The sequence below is a fragment of the Pseudomonas simiae genome (assembly GCF_900111895.1).
Taxonomy (GTDB): Bacteria; Pseudomonadota; Gammaproteobacteria; order Pseudomonadales; family Pseudomonadaceae; genus Aquipseudomonas; species Aquipseudomonas simiae.
Window position 1 is genome coordinate 98,495 of the sequence record NZ_FOKB01000003.1, and the last position, 17,369, is coordinate 115,863.

Consider the following 17,369-nt stretch of genomic DNA (forward strand, 5'->3'; position numbering starts at 1 on the left):
TAAGGAAGATTCATGCACTGTCAACCAGACCACAAACACCAGGTTTACATCTGGTCAAAAAACACACAAACCTGTTTGATCTGCGATGAGGCAACGGACTCTTGCGATGCTGTGTGCAACGCCTGCGAAACCGAGCTGCCTTGGTTGATGGAGCACTGCAACCTGTGCGCCCTGCCCTTGCCGATGGAGGGTTTGATCTGCGGTCAATGCCAACAGCATCCACCGGCTTTCAAACAGGTGATCGCACCCTGGACTTACAGCTTTCCGATCGACTGTCTGATCAGCCGCTTCAAGCACCAGGCGCGCTGGCCCCTCGGACAAATGCTTGCACAGTTGTTGACGCAGCACCTGCAACACCGCTTCGACAACACCGAACTCACGCGCCCCGACTGCCTGCTACCGGTGCCCCTGGCGCGCAAGCGCCTGCGTGAACGCGGCTATAACCAGGCCTTGATGCTGGCGCGCTGGCTCAGCAGCTCCTTAAACATCGCCTACGATGAACACTTGTTGTTACGCCCCCATGAAACCGTCGCCCAACAAGCCCTCGATGCCAAGACCCGCAAACGCAACCTGCTCGGCGCTTTCGCCTTGGCGCCCGATGCCCAGGTGCAAGGCCGTCACTTTGCACTGGTGGACGACGTACTCACCACGGGTGCCACCGCCCACAGCCTGGCGCGGTTGTTGATGAACGCCGGGGCGCGACAGGTCGATGTGTACTGCCTGGCGCGCACGCCCAAACCAGGCAGCTGACTTGACTCCGTCCCACCTTGCCCGCAACGTTCGGCCCACCACATCGAAGCGTATTGCCATGTCTCTGCCAACGCCCCTCAGCCAACACATCATCCGCCGCCCCCAGCGCATTGCCCTGCTGGCGCATATCGCCGAGCAGGGTTCTATCACCCGCGCGGCGAAAAGCGCGGGGTTGAGTTACAAGGCGGCGTGGGATGCCATTGATGAGCTGAACAACCTGGCGCAAAAGCCGCTGGTGGAACGCAGCGTCGGCGGGAAAGGTGGCGGCGGCGCCAAGCTGACGGCGGAAGGTGAGCGCGTGCTGCGTCTTTATCAGCGCCTGCAAGTATTGCAGGCCCAAGTGCTGGGCTCTGACGAAGCCGCCAGTGACTTCAACCTGCTGGGCCGCTTGATGCTGCGCACCAGCGCGCGTAATCAACTGCATGGTCAGGTCGTCGCTATCGAGCAGCATGGCCGCAATGATCTGATCCGTCTGCAACTGGCTGGCGGGCTGACCCTGGCTGCGCAGATCACCCACGACAGCACGCAGCGACTAGAGCTGGAGATCGGCGTGGAAGTGGTCGCACTGATCAAGGCCGGCTGGCTGGAATTGCTGGCGCCCGAGGCCTTAGCAACAACTGGAAACAATTGCATGAGCGGCATCGTCGACGCCATTCTCGACGCCGAGGACGGCCCCAGCGAAGTGCGTGTCATCCTGCCCAACAGCCAGGTTTTATGCGCCCTGGCGCAGCCCGACACGCTCAAGGCTCTGTGCGTGGCCGAAGGTAAAGCGATCCAGGTTCAATGTGCACCGAGCAATGTGCTGCTCGGCACACCGGTGTAAGCGGCCCGCTATTTAAACTGCAACAATTTCGTCACGCCCGCTCCTTATGGTGTTTGCAAAAACCGCAGGGAGCCTGAGATGAGCCTATTAGAAGAAAACCAAGCCACCGACCTTGAGCAGATGGTCGGCCTCACCCGCCGCCGCTTCATCGGTGCCGGTGCCCTGTGCGGCGCCGCGATGTTCCTCGGCGGCAACCTGCTGACCCGCAGCGCTCTCGCCGTCAACGCCGCCAGCGCCAGCCCGTTGCTGGGTTTCACCAGCATCGCCGCTGCCACCAGCGACGCCATTACCTTGCCGCCGGGCTACAGCGCTTCGGTGCTGATCAGCTGGGGCCAGCCGCTGAGCAAGAGCGCGCCGGCCTTCGACCCGTCCGGCAACGGCACGGCCAAGGCCCAGGAGCAACAGTTCGGCGACAACAACGACGGCATGAGCCTGTTTGCCTTCCCCGGTGACGACAACCGCGCGCTTATGGCGATCAACAACGAATACACCAACTATCGCTACCTTTTCGCCCACGGCGGTGCGCCGCAGTCGGCCGAAGACGTGCACAAGGCCCAGGCCAGCGAAGGTGTGTCAGTGATCGAAGTACGCCGCAAGGGCGACACCTGGCAGTTCGTGCAGGACTCGCGCTACAACCGCCGCATCCATGGCAACTCGCCGATCCGCCTCAGCGGCCCCGCCGCCGGCCACGACTGGCTGAAAACCAGCGCCGACAAGTCCGGTAAAAAAGCCCTGGGTACCTTCCAGAACTGCGCCAACGGCAAGACACCGTGGGGCACTTATCTGACGTGCGAAGAGAACTTCACCGACTGCTTCGGCAGCAGCAACCCGCAACAGACCTTCGACGCCGAGCAGAAACGCTATGGCGTGGTCGCCGCCAGCAAAGACATCAACTGGCACCAACACGACCCACGCTTCGACATCGCCAAGAATCCCAACGAACTCAACCGCCACGGTTGGGTCGTGGAAATCGACCCGTTCGACCCACAATCCACCCCGGCCAAACGCACCGCCCTGGGCCGCTTCAAGCACGAAAACGCTGCCTTGGCGGAAACCCGCGACGGCCGCGCCGTGGTGTACATGGGCGACGATGAGCGCGGCGAGTTCATCTACAAGTTCGTCAGCCGCGACAAGATCAACCACAAGAACCCCAAGGCCAACAAAGACTTGCTCGACCACGGCACCTTGTATGTGGCGATCTTCGACGCGGGCGACGGCAACACCGACCACCCCAAGGGCAAGGGCCAATGGGTCGAGCTGACCCACGGCAAAAACGGCATCGACGCCAGCACCGGTTTTGCCAGCCAGGCCGAAGTGCTGATCCACGCCCGCCTGGCCGCCAGCGTGGTGAAAGCCACACGCATGGACCGCCCGGAATGGATCGTGGTCAGCCCCACTGATGGCCAGGTCTATTGCACCCTGACCAATAACGCCAAGCGGGGTGAAGAGGGCCAGCCAGTGGGCGGCCCCAACCCACGTGAGAAAAACGTCTACGGCCAGATCCTGCGTTGGAAGGCCGACGCCGATAACCACGGTGCCTCGACATTCACCTGGGACCTGTTTGTGGTGGCCGGCAACCCGGGTGTGCACGCCGGCACGCCAAAAGGTGGCTCGTCGAACATCAACCCGCAGAACATGTTCAACAGCCCCGATGGCTTGGGCTTCGACAAGGCCGGGCGCTTGTGGATCCTCACAGACGGGGACTACAGCAACGCCGGAGATTTCGCAGGCATGGGCAATAACCAGATGCTGTGTGCAGACCCCGCCACCGGGGAAATCCGCCGTTTCATGGTCGGGCCGGTGGCCTGTGAAGTGACAGGCATCAGCTTCTCGCCGGATCAGAAGACGCTCTTTGTAGGGATTCAGCATCCGGGGGAGACCGGCGGTTCGACCTGGCCGGAGCATCTGCCGAATGGCAAGCCGCGCTCGTCGGTGATGGCGATTCGCCGGGATGACGGCGGTATCGTCGGCGCCTGATAGACCGCTTTCGCGAGCAAGTCGAGGCGTCGAACCGCCGCTCCCACATTCCACCGCATTCCTACAGGCTATACGCGGTGAAATATGGGAGCGCGCTTGCTCGCGAAGGCGTCCCCACAGCCACCACCTATCTATGCTCGTGTGCGTTACCATACCCGGCCGGACGCGGCGCCCTGCTGCGCGCAGGAGTTCGCATGGCCCACCCGTTTGAAACACTCACGCCCGATCTGGTACTCGACGCTGTCGAAAGCATCGGCTTCCTCAGCGATGCTCGCGTTCTGGCGCTCAACAGCTACGAAAACCGTGTCTATCAAGTGGGTATCGAAGACTCGGAACCGCTGATCGCCAAGTTCTATCGGCCACAGCGTTGGACCAACGAAGCAATCCTCGAAGAACACCGCTTTACTTTCGAACTGGCCGAATGCGAAGTCCCGGTGGTCGCGCCACTGATCCACAACGGCGAAAGCCTGTTCGAACACGCCGGCTTCCGCTTCACCTTGTTCCCGCGCCGTGGCGGCCGCGCGCCGGAGCCGGGCAATCTCGATCAACTGTATCGCCTCGGGCAATTGCTCGGCCGTTTGCATGCGGTGGGTTCCACCCGCCCGTTCGAACACCGGGAAGCCCTGGGCGTGAAGAACTTCGGTCACGACTCCCTGACCACGTTGCTCGAAGGCAATTTCATTCCCAAGAGCCTGCTGCCGGCCTACGAGTCCGTGGCCCGCGACCTGCTCAAGCGTGTGGAAGAGGTGTACAAGGCCACGCCGCACAAGAACATCCGCATGCACGGCGATTGCCACCCCGGCAACATGATGTGTCGCGACGAGATGTTCCACATCGTTGACCTGGACGACTGCCGCATGGGTCCGGCAGTGCAGGACCTGTGGATGATGCTCGCCGGAGATCGTCAGGAATGTCTGGGCCAGCTCTCGGAATTGATGGACGGCTACCAGGAATTCCATGACTTCGACCCGCGTGAACTGGCGCTGATCGAACCCCTGCGCGCCTTGCGTCTGATGCACTACAGCGCCTGGCTGGCGCGGCGCTGGGACGACCCGGCGTTCCCTCACAGCTTCCCGTGGTTTGGCAGCGAGCGTTATTGGGGCGATCAGGTGCTGGCGTTGCGCGAGCAACTCTCGGCCTTGAACGAAGAACCCCTGAAACTGTTTTAACGGCTGTTCTGTGGGAGACCGGCTCCCACAGAAAGCAGATCCCATTGCCTGAGAAATATCCTTACAATTGCGCTTTGTTAGCTGCCTAAGCAAGGATTCCGCATGCAAGCCGCCAACCCCCGCAAGGGGTACATCCTGGGCCTGAGCGCCTATGTCATCTGGGGTCTGTTCCCGCTCTACTTCAAAGCCATCGCCAGCGTACCCGCTGCCGAGATCATCGTACACCGCGTGCTGTGGTCGGCGCTGTTCGGCGGTTTGCTGTTGATGGTGTGGAAGCATCCCGGCTGGTTCCGCGAATTGCGCGACAACCCCAAGCGCCTGGCGATCCTGGCCCTCAGTGGTTCGTTGATTGCGGGCAACTGGCTGACTTACGTGTGGTCGGTGAATACCGGACGCATGCTGGAAGCGAGCCTGGGTTACTACATCAACCCACTGGTGAATGTGGTGCTGGGCATGCTGATCCTGGGCGAACGCCTGCGGCGCTTGCAGTGGGTGGCCGTCGGGCTGGCCGCCGTGGGTGTGGCGCAACAGGTGTGGCAAGTCGGCAGCTTGCCGTGGGTATCGCTGGTGCTGGCGTTGACCTTTGGCTTCTACGGGCTGATTCGCAAGCAGGCGCCCGTTAAAGCGCTGCCGGGGCTTGTGGTGGAAACCTGGATGCTGGTGCCGATTGCAGTGGCCTGGTTGCTGTTCAACCCGACCGCCCATAGTGCCCAGATGGCGTTCTGGAGTACGTCCGAAGCCTGGTGGCTGGTGGCCGCCGGCCCGGTGACGCTGATCCCGTTGGTGTGTTTCAACGCCGCCGCACGGCATTTGCCCTACACCGCATTGGGCTTTTTGCAGTACGTCGCACCGACGCTGGTGTTGCTGGAAGCCGTGCTGCTGTTCGGTGAACACCTGGCACCGAGCACACTGACCGCCTTCGCCTTCATCTGGGCAGGCCTGGTGGTGTACAGCGTTGATATCTGGCTCAGCGCACGCAAACGCTGATCAAATAACGTACAAACCTCTGCAAGCCACAGCGGGCGTGGCTTGCAGGCATCCACCCCAAGGTTATCCACAACCTGATCCCCGCCATTTGTGCACAAGCTTTTGAAATTGCTCGTTTTTTGCTCAAATGACGGAGGCGCCCGGCGGGCGTGGCCTGGCGCCGGGTCTCTACAGGTTATCCACAGGCCCATGCAAGATTTCCATGCATAACCCTGTGGGCAGATTATTCCTCGTGATGCAGTTCCACCATCAAGTCATCGGCCAGGGTTTCCAGGGACAACTGCAAGGTATCGAGGGACAACGCCGCTGGCACCTGCAACAACGCCTCGGCGGTAAACAATGGATCGCCGCTCATGGGTGCCGGGCGCACATCGGTACTCAGGCTCTCCAGGTTTACACCCTGCTTGCTCAGCAGCGCCGTAATCTCGCGCACAATGCCCGCACGGTCATTGCCCACCAGCGTCATCATGATCGATCTGGAGGCCGAGGCCTGTCCGCTACTGCCCTCGCCCACCAGCACGCGAATGCCATGTGTGGATAAATCCTCCAGCGCCCCGACCAACGCCTGACGGTGCTCTGCAGGAACGCTGACCCGCAGGATCCCGGCAAACTGCCCGGCCATGTGGGCCATGCGGCTTTCCAGCCAGTTGCCGCCGTGGGCGGCGATGTTCTGCGCAATGCGTTCAACCAGCCCGGGTTTGTCGGCGGCGATAATTGTGAGTACAAGATGGTCCATGGCCAAGCCCTCTGGAATTCAATCTACAAGGTGGACCCGCAAGCCCTTGAAAACAAATCGTGTACCATTTTTATATTTATCTGGAACAATCCATTAGTTTTTTGAGAACATCCGGTTCTCCGCTGTGACCGTACGACCAAAGTGGGTCGCTAAACGACGTATTTAGTCTAATTTTCACAACCGCAAGTCATCATGTAGTATGCCCAATCGTGCACTACATAATGAAAATCTGAAACAGCGCATAAGCTCCGCAGAGTGAGGCAAGCAATGACTGAACACGTTCAAGTCGGTGGCCTGCAGGTCGCCAAAGTCCTGTTCGACTTCGTGAACAACGAAGCCATTCCCGGCACCGGCATTACTGCCGACCAGTTCTGGGCCGGCGCCGACAAGGTCATCCACGACCTGGCACCGAAGAACAAAGCCCTACTCGCCAAACGCGACGATTTCCAAGCGCGGATCGATACCTGGCACCAGACCCACGCCGGCCAGGCGCATGACCCGGTGGCTTACAAAGCCTTCCTGCAAGACATTGGATACCTGCTGCCAGAAGCCGCAGACTTCCAGGCCACGACCCAAAACGTCGATGACGAGATCGCCCGCATGGCCGGCCCGCAGCTGGTAGTGCCGGTGATGAACGCCCGCTTCGCCCTCAACGCCTCCAATGCGCGCTGGGGCTCTCTGTATGACGCGCTGTATGGCACCGATGCCATCAGCGAAGCCGACGGCGCCGAAAAGGGCCAGGGCTACAACAAGGTACGTGGCGACAAGGTCATCGCCTTCGCCCGCGCCTTCCTCGATGAGGCCGCACCGCTCAGCGCCGGCAGCCACGTGGATTCGACCGGCTACAAGATCGTCGACGGCAAGCTGATCGTCAGCCTCAAGGGCGGCAGCAACAGCGGCCTGCGCGATGACGCACAGTTGATCGGTTTCCAGGGCCCTGCAGCGCAGCCGATTGCGATCCTGCTGAAACACAACGGCCTGCACTTCGAAATCCAGATCGACGCCAGCACCCCTGTCGGCCAGACCGACGCCGCCGGCATCAAAGATGTGCTGATGGAAGCCGCGCTGACCACCATCATGGACTGCGAAGACTCCGTCGCCGCCGTCGATGCCGACGACAAAGTGGTGATCTACCGCAACTGGCTCGGCCTGATGAAGGGCGACCTGGCCGAAGAAGTCGCCAAGGGCGGCAAGACCTTCACCCGCACCATGAATGCCGACCGTGTCTACACCGGCGTGAATGGCCAGGACGTGACCCTGCATGGCCGTTCGCTGCTGTTCGTGCGTAACGTTGGCCACCTGATGACCATCGACGCGATCCTCGACAAAGACGGCAACGAAGTGCCGGAAGGTATTCTCGACGGGCTGATCACCAGCCTGGCGGCGATCCACAGCCTCAACGGCAACAGCAGCCGCAAAAACAGCCGCACGGGTTCCGTGTACATCGTGAAACCGAAGATGCACGGCCCGGAAGAAGCGGCGTTCACCAATGAGCTGTTCGGGCGCATCGAAGACGTGCTGAACCTGCCGCGCAACACCCTCAAAGTCGGGATCATGGACGAGGAGCGCCGCACCACGGTCAACCTCAAGGCCTGCATCAAGGCGGCCAGTGAGCGCGTGGTATTCATCAACACCGGCTTCCTCGACCGTACCGGCGACGAGATCCACACCTCCATGGAAGCCGGCGCGATGGTGCGCAAGGCCGCCATGAAGGCGGAAAAATGGATCAGCGCCTACGAGAACTGGAACGTGGATATCGGCCTGAGCACCGGCCTGCAAGGTCGCGCGCAGATCGGTAAAGGCATGTGGGCCATGCCCGACCTGATGGCCGCAATGCTCGAGCAGAAGATCGCCCACCCACTGGCCGGCGCCAACACCGCCTGGGTACCGTCGCCCACGGCGGCTGCCCTGCACGTGTTGCACTATCACAAGGTCGACGTATTCGCCCGCCAGGCCGAACTGGCCAAGCGCGAGCGCGCGTCGGTGGACGACATCCTGACCATTCCCTTGGCCAGTAACACCAATTGGTCCGACGAAGAAATCCGCAACGAGCTGGACAACAACGCCCAGGGCATCCTCGGCTATGTCGTCCGCTGGATCGACCAGGGTGTTGGCTGCTCGAAAGTGCCGGACATCAACGATGTGGGCCTGATGGAAGACCGCGCCACCCTGCGTATCTCCAGCCAGCACATCGCCAACTGGCTGCGCCACGGCATCGTCAATGAAGTCCAGGTGATGGAAAGCCTCAAGCGCATGGCGCCAGTGGTGGACCGTCAAAATGCCGGGGACAAGCTGTATCGCCCACTGGCACCGGATTTCGACAGCAATATCGCGTTCCAGGCGGCGGTGGAGTTGGTGATTGAAGGTACCAAACAGCCGAATGGGTATACCGAACCGGTGTTGCACCGCAGGCGTCGGGAGTTCAAGGCTAAAAACGGCCTGTAAATGAAAAAGCCCTGATCGTGAGATCAGGGCTTTTTATTAACGCTTTAGAGGCACACTAAACCCGTAGTTGAATGTACCGCTGAACGTAAGTACATCACCCGTTTTATTACTGACTTTGCCGTCTCGCACAAGGCCCGAGAGCTCGACTCTATCTACTGTAGGTTCGGGGATGATTTGATATTTGACCTCTATCGTTCCTGAGGGGGCTCGGTCGTATTCCTCAAACGGACTGAGCATAAATATTACTTTCGAGATCTCCGACAAGTTGAATTCGTTATTCCCCTCTTCGACTCTTTTCGGAGAATAGGTCAAGCTAATACCTAAGCCGTTGACTTCGTCTGTGGGTATTATCAGTCGTTGAATGTCCCTGATGATCCTCCGCGAGGTTAATTTGAGACGATTGCCTTTGAGGGTGTATTCAAACTCCGCTAACGCGTGGTCAGCGTCAGCCTGAGGGCTGTTATCTTCTGCAGTGGGCATAAATTAGATTCCTGTTCAGGTCATGGGCCAAAAGCTCGTCAAGAGCACCCAAACCATTGAACATGCGATCGCCCACTGCAACGACTGTCAGAGTTGACAGTGTGGTGTAACTCCAGACAAACGGCCCCTACTGCGCCATCCCCAACTCCCGCTTGACCATCTTCGCCAACTTCACGCTATCAATCGGTTTCAGCAAAAAATCCACCACGCTCAAGTGCATCGCATCAATCACATCTGGCGCTTCGGCGTCCCCCGACATGATGATAATGGGCAATGCAGCGCGAGTGGAATCTCGCACTAGCTTGATCAACTCCAGCCCGTTGCCGGGGTTCATGCGCAAATCGGTGATCAGCAAACCGATGGAGCTGCTCGACTTCAACAAATCCCACGCCGCCTCACCACTGTCAGCCGTCATGCAGCGAATACCGTCCAGTCCCAGGATTTCCGCCAGCAATTCGCGTGCGTCCTTGTCGTCGTCGACGATCAGCACGCGTTGTGGCGGTAAATCAGGCTCCAGCATCACGGCGCTCAGCGCCTCGCGCTCAGCGTCACTCAAAATATCGTGGTCGGACATACGGTTCTCAGCAGTTCTAATCAATCTCCCAGCACACTCGTCAGACATCTGCGGAAGGGCGTTCAATGTGCACTTCGTCGGAAAGTTTGCCTAGTGGGCGTTCTACGGGTTTTGGACGATAGTCATGTAAGGTTTTTCCCTAGGTGTGTGCCGTTTGTATCGACCTAGACTTACGTCCAATGGGCACCCGCCGCGCGGGAGTCGACCATGCAGGACGATAACGACAAAAAAATGCGGTCACTGTTATGAGTAAAGCTGATGCTTTCGCGCAAGCGGGAAAAACTGCTGTTTTGCAGAATATTCACGGCACCCTGCAGTTCCTGCAGCGTTTCCCGCCGTTCAACCAGATGGAAAACGCCCACCTGGCGTTTTTGGTGGAACAGTGCCAGTTACGCTTTTACGGCTCCGGCGACAGCATCCTCAAACCGTCGGGTGGGCCGGTTGAACACTTTTATATCGTCAAGCAGGGCCGGGTTGTGGGTGAACGACCGGACAGCGCCGAAACCACCTTCGAAATCACCACTGGCGAGTGCTTCCCCCTGGCCGCGTTGCTGGGCGAACGGGCGACCCGCACCGAGCACAAGGCCGCCGAAGACACCTTCTGCCTGCAACTGAACAAACCGGCATTCATCAAGCTCTTCGCGCTGTCCAGCCCGTTTCGCGATTTTGCCCTGCGTGGCGTCAGCAGCCTGTTGGACCAGGTCAATCAGCAAGTGCAGCAAAAAGCCGTGGAAACCCTCGGCACTCAGTACTCGCTGAACACGCGCCTCGGCGAATTGGCCATGCGCCATCCGGTCACGTGCAGCCCAGCCACACCGCTGCGCGAAGCCGTCACGCTGATGCATGAGCAACAGGTGGGCAGCATCGTCATCGTCGATGAGCTCAAGGCGCCCCTGGGGATTTTCACCCTGCGCGACCTGCGCCAGGTGGTGGCCGATGGCACCAGCGATTTCAGCCAACCCATCGAAGGGCATATGACCCAGGCGCCCTTCTTCCTGACCCCTGACCACAGCGCCTTCGACGCTGCAATCGCCATGACCGAACGGCATATCGCCCACGTCTGCCTGGTCAAGGACCAGCGCCTGTGCGGTGTAGTGTCCGAACGCGACCTGTTTTCACTGCAACGGGTGGACCTGGTGCATCTGGCGCGCACCATCCGCAACGCACCGCGGGTGGACAACCTGGTGGCGATTCGCGGCGAGATCGGCCAGTTGGTCGAACGCATGCTGGCCCATGGGGCCTCGTCCACTCAGATCACCCACATCATTACGCTGCTCAACGATCACACCGTGTGCCGGGTGATCGAGCTGACCCTGGCCGAAAAAGGCGACCCCGGCGTACCGTTCAGTTGGTTGTGCTTCGGCAGCGAAGGCCGTCGCGAGCAGACGCTTTACACCGATCAGGACAACGGCATTCTGTTCGATGCCAAGGACGCCGCCGAAGCAGCAGCGATCCGTGGCCGGCTGCTGCCACTCGCCCAGCAGATCAATCAGAATCTTGCCTTGTGCGGGTTCAGCCTGTGCAAAGGCAACATCATGGCCGGCAACCCGGAGCTGTGCCTGTCGCGCGCGGAGTGGGCGCGGCGGTTTGCAGCTTTTATCCGCGAGGCGACGCCGGAGAATCTGCTGGGTTCCAGCATCTATTTCGATCTGCGTGTGGTGTGGGGCGATGAACGTGGCTGCGAGCAATTGCGCCAAACCATTCTCGACCAAGTGGCGGACAACCGGTTGTTCCAACGCATGCTGGCCGAAAACGCGTTGCGCCAGCGGCCGCCCGTAGGACGTTTCCGTGAATTTGTACTGACCCGTAAAGGTGGCGAAAAAGCCACCCTCGACCTCAAGGTGCAGGGCCTGACCCCTTTCGTCGACGGCGCGCGCCTGCTGGCCCTGGCCAATGGTATCCACGCCAACAACACCTTGGAGCGTCTGCGCCAACTGGTGGTGAAGGAGGTGATTGAGCCCCTGGACGGCGCCGCGTATGAAGAGGCCTACCACTTTATCCAGCAGACCCGCATGCAGCAGCACCAGTTGCAATCCCGCGAGAACCAGCCGTACTCCAACCGTGTCGACCCTGACAGCCTCAACCATCTGGACCGTCGGATCCTGCGTGAATCCCTGCGCCAGGCACAACGTCTGCAAAGCAGCCTGACGCTGCGGTATCAGCTGTGAGTTTGTTCAACTGGCTGCGTAAGAAAAAGCCGGGGCTCGACAGTGCGCAACAACAGCGCCTGGCGCAACTGCGCAGTCCCACGCCACTGGGCAACAACACCCTGCGCAACCAGCGCTGGGTGGTGGTGGACCTGGAAACCAGCGGCCTCAACCTCAATCGTGATCAGGTACTGTCCATCGGCGCGGTCGTGATCGAAGACGGTGCGGTGGATTTCTCGCAACTGTTCGAACGCACCCTGCAACGGGCTGAAACCAAACTCAGCCCCAGCGTGTTGATCCACGGCCTCGGCCCCAGTGCGATCGCGGCCGGCAGCGATCCGGTGGACGCGTTGTTGGACTTCATGGACTTTGTCGGTGACAGCCCATTACTCGCCTTCCATGCGCCGTTCGATCAACACATGCTGTGCCGGGCACTCAAGGACAGCCTGGGTTACCGCCTGACCCATCCGTTTCTCGACGTTGCAGACATCGCTCCCCTATTGTGCCCCGAGGCGCATATCCGCGAAGCCGGGCTGGACGATTGGATCAATCACTTCAACCTGCACGTGGGCGAACGTCATCACGCCAGCGCCGATGCTTTGGCCACGGCGGAGCTGATGCTCATCCTGTTCAGCCGCGCGCGCCAGCAGCACATCGATACGCCACAGGCGTTGCAAGAGCGTTTGAGCCAATGGAAACGGCGTCAACACGCGCCATCGTTTTAATGTCATCTCCCGACAAACGCCAATTGCGCCTACACCACGGCTCTGCCACAATCGCGAATAATTCTCGTTAGTTTAAACATCCCGTTTACCAGGTGATGCCTTGTCGTCGATCCAGAATCCACACAGTGAGCTTGTTGGCGCGTTGTATCGCGACCATCGTGGCTGGCTGCTGGCCTGGCTTCGACGCAACGTGGCCTGCCCGAGCCGCGCCGAAGACCTGAGCCAGGACACCTTCATGCGTCTGCTGGGCCGTGACGAGTTGCGCGCGCCCCGCGAACCCCGTGCGTTCCTGATGGCGATCGCCAAGGGCTTGCTGTTCGATTACTTCCGTCGCGCCGCCCTGGAACAGGCCTACCTCACCGAACTGATGCTGATCCCGGAAAGTGAACACCCTTCGCCGGAAGAACAGCACCTGATCCTCGAAGACCTCAAGGCCATCGACCGCCTGCTCGGCAAGCTGTCGAGCAAGGCCCGCGCCGCCTTCCTTTATAACCGTCTCGACGGCATGGGCCACGCCGAAATCGCCCAGCGCCTCGGCGTGTCGGTGCCCCGCGTGCGCCAGTACTTGGCCCAAGGTATTCGCCAGTGCTACATCGCGCTGTATGGCGAGCCGCAGTGACGGTGATCAGTTCCAGACCGGTGTCGGCCCGCGTGCTGGATGCGGCGATCGCCTGGCAGTTGTCCCTTGATTCGGGTGACGGCAGCGCGATCGAGCGTGAAGAGTTCGATAAATGGCTGGCCAGCGATGAAGAACATGCCCGCGCCTGGCGTCAGTTGGGCATGCTCGACCAGCGTTTCAGCGTAGCCTCAGGCCCGGCGCGGGCAGCATTGCTGCAATCGCGTGAAGGTATTCGCCAGCGTGTGCGCAAGCTGGGCAGTGGCCTGGCAAGTGTCGCGTTGGTCATTGGCCTGGCGCTGTTTGCCGGTGAGCGCTATGTGCCGATCCACTATTGGCTGGCCGACCAACGTACCGCCACGGGTGAGCAGCGCACGCTGAAGCTGTCGGACGGTACGCTGATCAACCTCAATACCCACAGCGCCATCGACGTGCGTTTCGATGAAAAACGCCGGCTGGTTGTGTTGCAGGAAGGTGAAATCCTGGTCGAAACCGGCCACAACGATGAACGCCCGTTCTATGTACAAACCCGCGATGGCAGCCTGCGGGCGCTGGGCACACGGTTTATCGTCAAGCGCGAAGACGACGCCACACGCTTGAGCGTGCTGCAATCGGCCGTGGCGGCCCAACCCGAGGCGCTGCACCAGGAACAGGTCTTCAAGGAAGGCCAACAAGTGCTGATGCGCAGCGACGGCCTCGGCCCGCTGCTTGCCGTCACTCCCGCCACCGATGCCTGGACCCGCGGCATGCTGGTGGTCGACAACGCGCGCCTGGGCGAGGTGGTCGAGGAGCTCAGCCGTTACCGCACCGGTTACCTGGGGGTGGATAAAAACGTGGCTGACCTGCGCATCACCGGCAGCTTCCCACTGCACGACACCACGCTGGCGCTCAACGCGCTGCTGCCGACACTGCCGGTGCACATCGAGCAGCACACTCCCTGGTGGGTGACGGTGAAAGCCACGGCGAAAAACACCGAATCACTTAGCGAGAAATGAACAAACCCTCATTTCAAACGCGTCTAAAAAACTGTCATGCCTGACAGGTTTCAGCCTTACCGTCGTGTCCTTCAATAGACATCTCAATTGTTCTATTAAGGATGAAACGATGTCGACGCTCCCAAACATCACCCGCCACACGTTTACCTTCTGCTTCCCCGGTCAGGGCAACGACCCCTGCGGTGCCTTGGCCGACCTGCACCAACACGCCGAGGAGTTGCGTGGCTCGATAGAGTCCACCCTGGCGCTCATCGAACACGAGGCGGCGCAGCACGAGCCCGGCCTGCAGCCCGGCCTGGTCACTCAAGTGTTGCTGACCCATCAGCATGCCCTGCCGCTGCCTTCCGGAGTCATGCAACTGGCCCTGTATGGCGCTGCGGTTGTGCTCAACCAGTTGCTGCACGACGCAGGCGTGCGTCCGGCACTGATTCTCGCGCAGAGTTTTGGTGAGATTGCCGCTCGGGTATGCGCCGGCGTACTGAGCATTGAGCAGGGCGTGGCTGCAGTCTGCGCCCTCAATGCGGCCTACCGCAGTGAGGAGGGCCGCGGCGGCATGCTGCTGATCAACCTGGCGCCGCAAAAGACGCAAGCGTTGCTCGACAGGTGGCCAGAACTGAAGCTGGAGTTGGGCTCGGTCAATGCCCCTGAGCAATGCATCATCAGCGGCGAAATGAGCGGCCTGAACGGTCTGCTTGAACGCTACGGCGACAACACGCCGCCATTGCGCTGGGTGCCGATCGCCTACGCCTCCCATTACTCGGCGCACCGGCATGTCGCAGAAGTGATGAACGCACGGCTACAGCCCCTGAAGCAACAGCCGTTCAGAATGCCCATCTATTCGACCGTGCTGAGACGCTGCTACCGGCACGGGGAAGACCTGCACGAGTTGTTCACGCGGGGCGTGACCCACCCCACCGACCTGCCCAAGACACTCACCACATTAGCGCCCGACCACCGCCGCCTATTTATCGACATGGGCGTGAACCGAGGCATGTCGATGTGCATCCTCAAAAGCCTGCGCGATGCCAAAACCTACACACCCCTGGCCGCGCCGCCCAATGCCCTTCGCCAACTGCTGGTCGACTCACAGACGCTCAACGTCCTGCGCCCTCTGGTCAACGGGCCCGTCTCTGCCCAAACCCACGCGCACATGGCCTATACGTTCAGCGATCCGCAGTTGCATCCGCAAACCAACCAGAGCGCCCACGACGGCCACCGCCATACCTATTGGCGCTTGCAGCATCTGCTCAAGCAACTGCCCGACGGCATCCACGGGTTCAAACAACCGGAATGGTTGATGGCCGTGGCCACTCATGCGGCGATCAATGATCCATCGCTGTTCATGGGATGCGTGATTCAGCAGGGTTTGTGCATCGGCACACTGCTGGCGTTCGAGCAGGACCACCCGCATGCCGCCCGGTGGCGGCGCGAACTGGAAACGGGCGAAAGCCTGGGGGTCTACGCGCTGACTGAAATAGGCCGCAGCAACTCGCATATGGCCCCCTGCCTGGAGGCGGTATTCGATACCGACACGCGTACGTTTGTGTTGAACACACCGAACAACGCCGCGCTGAAATTCGCCAATGTCGGTATCAATAACCTGAATAAGATGGGCGTAGTGTTTGCTGAGTTGACGGTTCAGGACCAACGCTGTGGTGTCTTCGCCTTTGTCTTGCCATTAAGTGATGCACAGGGCCCGTGCCCCGGCATTGAAATGTCGTCGCCAGCGGAAATTCGCGCAGTGCCATTGGATTACGGCGTGTTGCGTTTTAATCAGGTACGCATCTCTTTTGACGCATGGCTGTGTGACGGGGCGCACATTGATGACTCCAACCGCTTCCACGACCCACTGGGCAACACCGATCGGCGTCTGATCCGCTCACTCTTCGCCCCCAAGAACGTGTGGGCGATGGTTGGCACCGGTTTGAGCTCCGTCATGCTGGCCTGTGCAACACTGGCCCTGACGCATGCCAACCGGCGCACCACCCAGGCACGCATCGGCAACGGTACAAGCCTGCTGGATTTTCGCACCCAACGCCGCGCACTGTTCGGCTGCCTGGCCACCGCGTACGTGATGAAAAGCTTCGCCAATGACTGCGCGTGTCTCTGGATCGAGGGCACGGCCAGTCAGTCATCACTGGACAACACCGGCGCGGGAGAGGTGACGTGGACACCGTGGGCCGCCATTTCCCAGAGATTGGCGTTGCTCAAAGCCCTTTGCGCCCCCGCCGCCGAGGCGGTGGCCACCGAATGCCGATTGCGCTGCGGCGTGGCCGGGGCGCTCAACCTCAATCGTTTCGCCGACTACGAAGGCATGGCCAAGATCTACCAGGACGCGGGCGGCAATAACCGCATGATCCTGCTGGATGCCGCCAAGGTCCTGATCGGCCAACCCTTGAGCAAACCCACACCACCCGACCCGCAGGCTGAACTGGACGATCCCGAGTACAGCCTGAGCATGGCCCGCACCCTGGAATACCGTTTGCTCAAGGAGGTGGCCGACCATGTCGCCGCACGCCGGACGTTGGGTGAGGACGACATGCAGGTCTGGAATTCAAAGCTGATGGTGGTTGCACGGGCAGGCGAAGCGCATGCCCAACGCCTCGCCATCGAGAGCGCAGTAAAGGCCGGCGACTCCCTGCCGCCGGGGCTTGCAAAGGATCTGGTGAACGCACTGTGCGGCCTTTACGTACTCGACTACCTGCACAAACACGCGGCCTGGTATATCAGCGAGGGCCTCATGGACAGTACTCGCTACCGTGCGCTGGAGGAACAACTCAATCGACTGAGCGACTTCCTGGCCCCCCACGCCCTGCTGTTGATCGATGCCTTCGGCCACGGTGAAGCGACGCGTGCGGCCATCGCCCGTGCAGAACCTTACGCAGACGCTTTGACCGCGAAACTGCAATGGGCACAAGGCTGAAACGCATCGCAAGCCTGAACTT

Annotated in this window: 14 protein-coding genes; 11 read left to right on the forward strand and 3 right to left on the reverse strand. The window is 60.5% G+C overall.

Annotated elements, in window-relative coordinates; genetic code table 11:
• Positions 1-12 precede the first annotated feature (12 nt).
• The 5 genes from BMZ57_RS10445 to rarD all read left to right on the forward strand — a co-directional run bounded on the left by BMZ57_RS10445 (position 13) and on the right by rarD (position 5,706).
• Positions 13-750 carry a ComFC family protein gene (locus BMZ57_RS10445; protein WP_069672918.1) on the forward strand — a complete coding sequence of 246 codons (738 nt, stop codon included), beginning with the start codon at positions 13-15 and terminating at the stop codon, positions 748-750.
• Between the two features lie 58 nt (positions 751-808).
• A complete protein-coding gene (locus tag BMZ57_RS10450; RefSeq protein ID WP_069672919.1) occupies positions 809-1,573 on the forward strand; it encodes a TOBE domain-containing protein in 765 nt (254 codons plus the stop codon).
• Between the two features lie 78 nt (positions 1,574-1,651).
• On the forward strand, positions 1,652-3,550 hold the full coding sequence (locus tag BMZ57_RS10455; RefSeq protein WP_069672920.1) for a PhoX family protein: 1,899 nt from the start codon (positions 1,652-1,654) through the stop codon (positions 3,548-3,550).
• Positions 3,551-3,744: 194 nt separating this feature from the next.
• A complete protein-coding gene (locus BMZ57_RS10460) occupies positions 3,745-4,719 on the forward strand; it encodes a serine/threonine protein kinase (protein ID WP_010207031.1) in 975 nt (324 codons plus the stop codon).
• Between the two features lie 102 nt (positions 4,720-4,821).
• The gene (gene rarD, locus BMZ57_RS10465) at positions 4,822-5,706 is read left to right on the forward strand and encodes an EamA family transporter RarD (protein ID WP_010207032.1); all 885 of its coding nucleotides are present in this window, start codon (positions 4,822-4,824) and stop codon (positions 5,704-5,706) included.
• A gap of 223 nt (positions 5,707-5,929) precedes the next feature.
• On the opposite strand, the gene BMZ57_RS10470 is transcribed toward rarD, so the two are convergent.
• Complete coding sequence (locus BMZ57_RS10470) at positions 5,930-6,442, reverse strand: glycine cleavage system transcriptional repressor (protein ID WP_044287987.1); 513 nt, start codon at positions 6,440-6,442, stop codon at positions 5,930-5,932.
• Positions 6,443-6,709: 267 nt separating this feature from the next.
• Between BMZ57_RS10470 and BMZ57_RS10475 the strand changes: the two genes are divergently transcribed.
• On the forward strand, positions 6,710-8,887 hold the full coding sequence (locus BMZ57_RS10475; RefSeq protein ID WP_042571460.1) for a malate synthase G: 2,178 nt from the start codon (positions 6,710-6,712) through the stop codon (positions 8,885-8,887).
• 36 nt (positions 8,888-8,923) lie between these two features.
• On the opposite strand, the gene BMZ57_RS10480 is transcribed toward BMZ57_RS10475, so the two are convergent.
• Both BMZ57_RS10480 and BMZ57_RS10485 read right to left on the reverse strand, forming a co-directional pair.
• Positions 8,924-9,367, reverse strand: coding sequence for a hypothetical protein (locus BMZ57_RS10480; RefSeq protein WP_010207038.1), 444 nt, complete (start codon positions 9,365-9,367; stop codon positions 8,924-8,926).
• 127 nt (positions 9,368-9,494) lie between these two features.
• Complete coding sequence (locus tag BMZ57_RS10485; protein ID WP_010207040.1) at positions 9,495-9,941, reverse strand: response regulator; 447 nt, start codon at positions 9,939-9,941, stop codon at positions 9,495-9,497.
• Between the two features lie 245 nt (positions 9,942-10,186).
• Between BMZ57_RS10485 and BMZ57_RS10490 the strand changes: the two genes are divergently transcribed.
• The 5 genes from BMZ57_RS10490 (at position 10,187) to BMZ57_RS10510 (ending at position 17,347) form a co-directional block, all read left to right on the forward strand.
• Positions 10,187-12,109: a putative nucleotidyltransferase substrate binding domain-containing protein gene (locus tag BMZ57_RS10490; protein WP_045791561.1), complete on the forward strand. Its 1,923-nt coding sequence runs from the start codon at positions 10,187-10,189 to the stop codon at positions 12,107-12,109.
• The gene (locus BMZ57_RS10495; RefSeq protein WP_042571458.1) at positions 12,106-12,813 is read left to right on the forward strand and encodes a 3'-5' exonuclease; all 708 of its coding nucleotides are present in this window, start codon (positions 12,106-12,108) and stop codon (positions 12,811-12,813) included. The genes BMZ57_RS10490 and BMZ57_RS10495 overlap by 4 nt, the downstream gene beginning before the upstream one ends.
• Before the next feature lie 100 nt (positions 12,814-12,913).
• The gene (locus BMZ57_RS10500; protein WP_042571457.1) at positions 12,914-13,432 is read left to right on the forward strand and encodes an RNA polymerase sigma factor; all 519 of its coding nucleotides are present in this window, start codon (positions 12,914-12,916) and stop codon (positions 13,430-13,432) included.
• The gene (locus tag BMZ57_RS10505; RefSeq protein WP_010207048.1) at positions 13,429-14,424 is read left to right on the forward strand and encodes a FecR domain-containing protein; all 996 of its coding nucleotides are present in this window, start codon (positions 13,429-13,431) and stop codon (positions 14,422-14,424) included. Before BMZ57_RS10500 ends, BMZ57_RS10505 begins: the two co-directional genes overlap by 4 nt.
• 109 nt (positions 14,425-14,533) lie before the next feature.
• A complete protein-coding gene (locus BMZ57_RS10510) occupies positions 14,534-17,347 on the forward strand; it encodes an acyltransferase domain-containing protein (protein ID WP_021491311.1) in 2,814 nt (937 codons plus the stop codon).
• Positions 17,348-17,369: the final 22 nt, after the last annotated feature.

Coding starts and splice junctions, on each gene's coding strand:
- BMZ57_RS10470 (WP_044287987.1), bottom strand. CDS start 6,442: ATGGACCATCTTGTACTCACAATTATCGCCGCCGACAAACCCGGGCTG.
- rarD (WP_010207032.1), top strand. CDS start 4,822: ATGCAAGCCGCCAACCCCCGCAAGGGGTACATCCTGGGCCTGAGCGCC.
- BMZ57_RS10445 (WP_069672918.1), top strand. CDS start 13: ATGCACTGTCAACCAGACCACAAACACCAGGTTTACATCTGGTCAAAA.
- BMZ57_RS10460 (WP_010207031.1), top strand. CDS start 3,745: ATGGCCCACCCGTTTGAAACACTCACGCCCGATCTGGTACTCGACGCT.
- BMZ57_RS10455 (WP_069672920.1), top strand. CDS start 1,652: ATGAGCCTATTAGAAGAAAACCAAGCCACCGACCTTGAGCAGATGGTC.
- BMZ57_RS10485 (WP_010207040.1), bottom strand. CDS start 9,941: ATGTCCGACCACGATATTTTGAGTGACGCTGAGCGCGAGGCGCTGAGC.
- BMZ57_RS10480 (WP_010207038.1), bottom strand. CDS start 9,367: ATGCCCACTGCAGAAGATAACAGCCCTCAGGCTGACGCTGACCACGCG.
- BMZ57_RS10510 (WP_021491311.1), top strand. CDS start 14,534: ATGTCGACGCTCCCAAACATCACCCGCCACACGTTTACCTTCTGCTTC.
- BMZ57_RS10475 (WP_042571460.1), top strand. CDS start 6,710: ATGACTGAACACGTTCAAGTCGGTGGCCTGCAGGTCGCCAAAGTCCTG.
- BMZ57_RS10490 (WP_045791561.1), top strand. CDS start 10,187: ATGAGTAAAGCTGATGCTTTCGCGCAAGCGGGAAAAACTGCTGTTTTG.
- BMZ57_RS10450 (WP_069672919.1), top strand. CDS start 809: ATGTCTCTGCCAACGCCCCTCAGCCAACACATCATCCGCCGCCCCCAG.